Here is a 7,016-nt window from a genome sequence, read left to right on the forward strand (position 1 = left end):
CTCATCCGGCCGCCTAAATCGAGCCGCCAGCCGATGCCGGACTTTCGACCTGCCCCAAAAGAGGTTCTCACACAGCCTGGGCCAAAAGCTATCATTGCAACGGGCGCAGCACGCGTAGGATGGGTTGAGCCCTTGCGAAACCCATCATGCTTCGTCATCGGCGGACGGCTTGATGGGTTTCGCTGGCGCTCTACCCATCCTACGAGTGCGCGTCCTAAGCCGGCACGATCACCTTGCCGATCGGCCAGAGCGCGATGCCCGCGAGCTTCAGATGGGCCCATGCGAAGGGGATGCCGATGATGGTGATCGCGAGGACCAGCGCGGTCACGAGGTGGCCGAGCGCCAGCCACCAGCCGGCCAGCACGAACCAGATGATGTTGCCGATCACCCCGAGCGGGCCGGTGCCGATATCCTCGACGCCGGTGACCTCATAGCGATTGACCGCCCGCGAGCCGAACGGCAGCAGCGTGTATACGGCGATATTGAACGCCGCCCGCGCCCAGGGCAGGCCGATGATGGTGACGGCCATGATGACCGCGGCGATCACCCAGCCGAACGCCATCCAGGCGCCGCCGATGAGAATCCAGAGCAGGTTGAGCAGGATGGAAACGGGGGCCATGGGATGATCCGCAAGACGATGACGCCGTCTATATAGGATCGAAATCTGTCCCTGCCAGGACGGCAAGGTAGCCCCAATTACCGCCCCTCGAATTTCGGCGCGCGCTTCTCCATGAAGGCCTTCATGCCCTCGGCCATGTCCTGGGTTTTGAACAGCGGCAGGAGCTGGAGATAAACGTGGTGGACGTGATCGGAGAAGGTCTCGTTGAGGCCCATCCGCATCATGCGCTTGGAGGCCTGCACCGCCAGCGGCGCGTTGGCGGCGATTTCGCGGGCGATCGCGGTGGCGCGGGTCATCAGCTCGGCGTCCGGAACGACCTCGTTGGCGAGGCCCCATTCCAGGCACTCGCGCGCGCTCAAGGTGCGGCCGGTGAAGATCAGCTCGGAGGCCTTGGCCCAGCCGAGCATGCGCGGCAACAGCCAGGTGCCGCCGGATTCCGGCACCACGCCGCGCTTGACGAAGGCGGCCGCAAGCTTCGATGATTCCGCCATGATGCGGATGTCGCAGCCGAGCGCGGTATCCATGCCATAGCCGGCCGCGCCGCCATTGACGGCGCAGATGGTCGGCTTGTCCATCGCCTGCAGCACCGTCGGCGGGGTGTTGCGCAAATTGATCGTGGTCGGCGAGGACGCGGCACTGAGGCCGTTGCCGTCGCGCTCCTTGCGCAGGTCGAGACCGGCGCAGAATGCGCGCCCCTTGCCGGTGAGGATGACGACGCGGACGTTCCTGTCCTCATTGGCTTCGGTCAAGAGCCGCGCCAGATCGTTCAGCATCGGGCCGGAGATCGTGTTCATGCGCTCCGGCGCGTTCAGCGTGATGGTCGCGATGTGGTCGGCGATCTCGTAGAGGACTTCTTGCGTCTTGTCTGCGCCTGCTGCGTCGCTCATGAGAGTCCCCACTTTTGTAGCCCGGATGAGCGAAGCGACATCCGGGACTTTACTCTCGCCATCCCGGGTATCGCTTCGCTCACCCGGGCTACGAACTGTCAGATCTTCCGGCCCGCCTGCTCCCAATAGGGATCGCGCAGGCGGCGCTTGAAGATCTTGCCGGAATCTTCGCGCGGCAGCCCCGAGCGGATCTCGATGTGCTTGGGCACCTTGTAGTCGGCGAGCGAGGTCTTCAGCCGCGCGCGGACATCGGCGGCCTCGAGCGTGATGCCGGCCTGCGGCTCGACCACGGCCATCAGCGCTTCGCCGAACTCGGCGTCGGGGATGCCGAACACGGCGCAATCATGCACGCCGGGCACGGCGTGCAGCACGGATTCGATCTCGGCCGGATAGATATTGACGCCGCCTGATATCACCATGTCGCGCTTGCGGTCGCAGATGAAGACGTAGCCGTCTTCGTCGATGTAGCCGACATCGCCGGAGGTGATGAAGCCGTCGCGGTCGATCTCGGCGCGCTTCTCCGGCTTGTTGTGGTAGGTGAAATCGGCCAGCTCGGCCATGCGGGAATAGATCTCGCCGATCTCACCCACGCCCAGCACGCGGCCGTCCTCGCCGATGAAGCGCAGCTCGGCGCCGGGCGAGATCTTGCCGACCGTGCCGGGCCTCCTCAACGCATCCTCCGAGGTCGCGAAGGTGACGGCACTCGATTCGGTCGAGCCGTAGAATTCGTAGATCACCGGCCCCCACCACTCGATCATGGCGCGCTTGACGTCGGCCGGGCAAGGCGCTGCGGCGTGGATGATATGGCGCAGCGAAGAGAGGTCGTACTTCTTGCGCACCTGTTCCGGCAGCTTCATCAGGCGGATGAACATGGTCGGCACCATGAAGATGGTGTCGATCTTGTATCGCTCGATCAGCTCCAGAAACTCTTCCGGCTCGAAGCGCGGCATCAGCACCAGTGCGCCGCCGAGCTTGCCGGCGCGGATGCCGAACGAGTTCGGCGCGGAATGATAGAGCGGGCCCGGCAGGATCGCGCGGGCGCCGGGCTTCAGACCATAGATCATCGCGCGCATGCGCTCGCCGGCAGCCGCTTGCTCCGGCGTCGGCGCATTGCGCCGCACGCCCTTGGGGTGGCCGGTCGTGCCTGACGTGTAGATCATGTTCATCGGCTGCGGCACGACGGGGCCGTCATAAGGCTGATGCTGCGCGAGCCATGTCTCGAATTCGATCGCGAAATTCGGGGGCGCAAGATGATCCGGATCGATCTTGTAACTGGACAGGATCTCCGGCGGCGTCGGCACGCTGAGCACGGTGACGCCCGATGGAATCGCATCGCGCAGGGCGTGCAGCATGTCGGCATGTCCGATCAGGACGGACGTGCCGGTATCGTTGAAGATGTAGTTGATCTCCTCCGGCTTGAAGTGCCAGTTGATCGGCACGCCATAGGCCCCGAGCCGCATCGCGGCATAGGCGGCCTCCAGGAAGGCGATGTCGTTGCGCATCAGCATGCAGACGCAATCGCCTTGGCGGACGCCGATCTTGCTGAGGCCACTCGCGATGCGGTCGGCACGGTCAGCGACTTCGGCGTGGGAACGGCGGCGGCCACCGGAGACGATGCCGAGGAAGTGGGACGTTTCGCTCATTGTTGTTGTCCGATCTTTCGTCGGTTGAGAAACGTAGACGCGACTCAGCCCGTCATTCCGGGGCGATGCGAAGCATCGAACCCGGAATCCATTTCACCTCAGAAAATGCGGCTCGATGGATTCCGGGCCTGCGCCTACGGCGCATCCCGGAATGACAAGTCGCTAATCCGCAAACCTCGGCGCGCGCTTTTCGAGATTGGCGCGCACCGCCTCGGTCTGGTTCGCACTGCCGATCAGCTTCTGCTGCTCGACCGACTCGGCAAGCAGCGCCGGGCCCGGATCGACAGAGAGATTGTTGAGCAGACGCTTGGCGGCACGAATGGCATCGGGGCTCTTGCCGGCGATCTCGCGCGCGACTTCGAGAGCGGCTGCGCGCGGATCGTCGCAGATGCGCGTGGCGAGGCCATAGGTCATCGCCTCCTGCGCGGAGAAGATGCGGCCGGTGTAGGTGAGATCGCGCAGGATGTCGTCGCGCACGAGACTGGCCAGGATCGGCGTGCCCGCCATGTCGGGCACGAGGCCCCATTTGATCTCCATCACCGACATCCGCGCATCGGGGGAGAGGAAACGCATGTCGGCACCGAGCGAGAGCTGGAAGCCGCCACCGAAGGCAACGCCATGCACGGCCGCGATCACCGGCACCGGAAGCTGGCGCCAGCCCCACACCGCGGCTTGCGGAAAATTCGCCTGGCCATGGGTGCGCTTGGTGAGGTCGCGATTTTCGCCACCCGGAATTCCGTTGCCGCCCTTCTCCTTCATGGCGGCAAAACGCCCCATGTCGAGGCCGGCGCAGAAGGCCCGGCCTTCGCCTGATAGCACGACGACGCGAACGCTTTTGTCCTTCGTAAGCCGGTCCGTTGCGGCAACAAGGGCCTCGAACATGGCCTGATCGAGCGCGTTCATCTTGTCCGCGCGCACCAGGCGCACGTCGGCGACGCCTTCCGAGATCGAGATCGAGACGCGCTCTTCCATGGATGAATTCTCCCCTGTTCTTGTTCAGTGCGGCTTTACAGGAAGCTGGCGGCCGGATTTAGTCAATCAATCAATTAACCAACAATCGCTACAGGGGAAACACCCATGTTCAAGGAAAATCTTCTGGCCGGCCGGCGCATCCTCGTGACCGGCGGCGGGACCGGGCTCGGCAAGTCGATGGCGGCGCGCTTCCTCCAGCTTGGCGCCGAAGTGCACATCTGCGGCCGGCGCAAGATCGTGTGCGACGAGACCGCGACCGAGCTGATGGATCTCCATGGCGGACGCGTCACCAGCCACGGCGTCGACATCCGCAACGCACTCGCAGTCGAGGAGATGGTGGAGAACATCTTTCGCGACGGTCCCCTCACCGACCTCATCAACAACGCCGCCGGCAATTTCATCTCGCGCACCGAGGAGCTGTCGCCGCGCGGCTTCGACGCGGTCGCCAATATCGTGATGCACGGCACGTTCTACGTCACGCACGCGGTCGGCAAGCGCTGGATCGCCTTGAAGCAGCCGGGCAACGTCGTCTCGATCACCACGACCTGGGTGCGCAACGGCTCGCCCTATGTGGTGCCGTCGGCGATGAGCAAGTCGGCGGTCCACGCCATGACGATGTCGCTTGCGACCGAATGGGGCCGATACGGCATCCGCCTCAACACCATCGCGCCCGGCGAGATCCCGACCGAGGGTATGAGCAAGCGCATCAAGCCGGGCGACGAGGCCGGCGCGCGCACCAAGGCGATGAACCCGATGGGCCGTGTCGGCACCATGGAGGAATTGCAGAACGTCGCCGTGTTCCTGATCTCCGGCGGTTGCGACTGGATCTCCGGCGAGACCATCGCCATGGACGGCGCCCAGGCCCTCGCGATGGGCGGCAATTTCTACCAGCTCCGCGACTGGAGCGACGACGACTGGAAAACCGCGCGCGAGAGCATCATGGCCCAGAACGAGAAGGACCGGGCCAAGCGGGGTTAGATCTATCCAATGGTCGTCCCGGCCTAGTGCGCAATTGCGCACGGGGGGCCGGGACCCATAGCCACCGAACGTCGTGTGGCGAAGACTAGCAATGACGGGTCTTCGCCAAATTGCGTCTTGTGGTTATGGGTCCCGGCCTTCGCCGGGACGACGACGTTGAAGCCGCGATGCGTCCCCTCCCCCATCTTGTCTTCACCCGCGGATGACGCCACACTCCGCGGCATAAGAACAAGACGTCACGGGAGAAACATGTCCACACAGCCATTGGCGAATCTCGCCGACATGGTGCGCGAGCGCGCGGCGAGCCGCGGCAACGCCACCGCCTACGAGTTCGAGGGCCGCGTCACCAGCTTTGCCGAATTCGACGTGAAGACCAATCAGGTCGCCAATGCGTTGATCGCGATGGGCGTGAAGAAAGGCGAGCGCATCGCCTATCTCGGCAAGAACAGCGACCTCTATTTCGAGCTGCTGATGGGCGCGATGAAGGCCGGTGTGGTGATGGCGCCGGTGAACTGGCGGCTTGCCGGGCCTGAAGTCGCCTTCATCGTCGGCGACTGCAAGGCGCCGGTGCTGTTCGTGGGACCGGAGTTCATCACACTGGTCTCGCAGATCAAGGACCAGCTGCCTGGCGTGCGCACCATCATCACCACCGAAGGCGGCGCGCCGGAATGGCAGGATTTTACGGCCTGGCGGAATGCGCAAAGCGGCGACGATCCGAAGGTGCCGATCGCGACCCAGGACATCGCGATCCAGCTCTACACCTCCGGCACGACAGGCAAGCCGAAGGGTGCGATGCTGTCGCATGCGAACTTCCTCAACCTGGTGCAAACAGGCAATGCCGCGGACAAGCCGGAGTGGAACCGGTGGTCGACCGACGACGTGTCGCTGGTGGCGATGCCGATCTTCCACATCGGCGGCTCCGGCTGGGGCGTGATGGGGCTCTATCACTGCGCCCGCGGCGTGATCGCGCGCGAGTTCGATCCGACCAAGGTGCTGGATTTCTTCGAGCAGTCCGGGATCACAAAGCTGTTCATGGTGCCGGCGGCGATGCAGTTCGTGGTGCGGCAGCCCCGCGCGAAGACGGTCGATTTCTCGCGGCTGAAATACATGCTCTATGGTGCCTCGCCGATTCCGGCAGCGCTGCTGAAGGAATGCATCGAGGTCTTCAAATGCGGCTTCGTGCAGATGTACGGCATGACCGAGACGACAGGCACCATCGTCGCGCTGCCGCCGGAGGATCACGTCGAAGGGCTGGAGCGGATGCGCTCGGCCGGCAAGGCGTTGCCGGGCGTCGAGATCGCCATTCTGGACGCGGACGGCAAGCCGCTGCCGCCGCGCGAGGTCGGCGAGATCGCGACGCGCTCGGGCTCCAACATGGCCGGCTACTGGAACCTGCCGGAAGCAACCGCGTCGACGCTGCGCGGCGACGGCTGGCTGCGCACGGGCGATGCCGGCTACATGGACGAGGACGGCTACCTCTACATCCACGACCGCATCAAGGACATGATCATCTCCGGCGGCGAGAACATCTATCCGGCCGAAGTGGAGAGCGCGCTGTGCGATCACCCCGACGTCGCGGAAGCCGCCGTGATCGGCGTGCCCGACGACAAATGGGGCGAGGCGGTGAAGGCCGTGGTGGTGATGAAGCCAGGCAAGCAAGCGACCGCCACCGACATCATCAACTTCACCCGCGAGCGCATCGCCGGGTTCAAGACGCCGAAGACCGTGGAGTTTCTGCCGGCGCTGCCGCGCAATCCCTCAGGCAAGATCCTGCGGCGGCAGCTGCGCGAGCCGTATTGGGCGGGGAAGGATAGAAGGGTGAATTGATCCCCGCAGTCCCGTAGGGTGGGCAAAGGCGCAAAGCGCCGTGCCCACCATTTTCTCCGCGCCTGCGGCAGACATGGTGGGCACGCTTCG

The 7,016-nt window shown here is 64.5% G+C and carries 6 protein-coding genes; 2 read left to right on the forward strand and 4 right to left on the reverse strand.

Annotated elements, in window-relative coordinates; genetic code table 11:
* Nucleotides 1-214: 214 nt before the first annotated feature.
* The 4 genes from XI09_RS09190 to XI09_RS09205 all read right to left on the reverse strand — a co-directional run bounded on the left by XI09_RS09190 (nt 215) and on the right by XI09_RS09205 (nt 4,121).
* Complete coding sequence (locus tag XI09_RS09190) at nt 215-619, reverse strand: YccF domain-containing protein (RefSeq protein ID WP_271566553.1); 405 nt, start codon at nt 617-619, stop codon at nt 215-217.
* Between the two features lie 77 nt (nt 620-696).
* Nucleotides 697-1,506: an enoyl-CoA hydratase/isomerase family protein gene (locus XI09_RS09195; RefSeq protein WP_271566554.1), complete on the reverse strand. Its 810-nt coding sequence runs from the start codon at nt 1,504-1,506 to the stop codon at nt 697-699.
* A gap of 98 nt (nt 1,507-1,604) precedes the next feature.
* Nucleotides 1,605-3,149, reverse strand: coding sequence for an acyl-CoA synthetase (locus XI09_RS09200; protein WP_271566555.1), 1,545 nt, complete (start codon nt 3,147-3,149; stop codon nt 1,605-1,607).
* 162 nt (nt 3,150-3,311) lie between these two features.
* Nucleotides 3,312-4,121 carry a crotonase/enoyl-CoA hydratase family protein gene (locus tag XI09_RS09205; protein ID WP_271566556.1) on the reverse strand — a complete coding sequence of 270 codons (810 nt, stop codon included), beginning with the start codon at nt 4,119-4,121 and terminating at the stop codon, nt 3,312-3,314.
* A gap of 105 nt (nt 4,122-4,226) precedes the next feature.
* Here XI09_RS09205 and XI09_RS09210 point away from each other — a divergent pair, with 105 nt between their 5' ends.
* Nucleotides 4,227-5,099, forward strand: a complete 873-nt coding sequence (locus XI09_RS09210) for an SDR family oxidoreductase (RefSeq protein WP_271566557.1) — start codon at nt 4,227-4,229, stop codon at nt 5,097-5,099.
* A gap of 249 nt (nt 5,100-5,348) precedes the next feature.
* Nucleotides 5,349-6,926 (forward strand): fatty acid--CoA ligase, encoded by a 1,578-nt coding sequence (locus XI09_RS09215; protein WP_271566558.1) that lies wholly within the window; start codon nt 5,349-5,351, stop codon nt 6,924-6,926.
* Nucleotides 6,927-7,016 lie beyond the last annotated feature (90 nt).

Origin of the sequence: Bradyrhizobium sp. CCBAU 11386 (assembly GCF_028128955.1) — a bacterium.
In the GTDB taxonomy this organism is placed as follows: domain Bacteria; phylum Pseudomonadota; class Alphaproteobacteria; order Rhizobiales; family Xanthobacteraceae; genus Bradyrhizobium.

Bases quoted from the DNA above. Each gene is read 5' to 3' on its own strand.
- XI09_RS09190 (WP_271566553.1), bottom strand. From the start codon at position 619: ATGGCCCCCGTTTCCATCCTGCTCAACCTGCTCTGGATTCTCATCGGC.
- XI09_RS09195 (WP_271566554.1), bottom strand. From the start codon at position 1,506: ATGAGCGACGCAGCAGGCGCAGACAAGACGCAAGAAGTCCTCTACGAG.
- XI09_RS09200 (WP_271566555.1), bottom strand. From the start codon at position 3,149: ATGAGCGAAACGTCCCACTTCCTCGGCATCGTCTCCGGTGGCCGCCGC.
- XI09_RS09205 (WP_271566556.1), bottom strand. From the start codon at position 4,121: ATGGAAGAGCGCGTCTCGATCTCGATCTCGGAAGGCGTCGCCGACGTG.
- XI09_RS09210 (WP_271566557.1), top strand. From the start codon at position 4,227: ATGTTCAAGGAAAATCTTCTGGCCGGCCGGCGCATCCTCGTGACCGGC.
- XI09_RS09215 (WP_271566558.1), top strand. From the start codon at position 5,349: ATGTCCACACAGCCATTGGCGAATCTCGCCGACATGGTGCGCGAGCGC.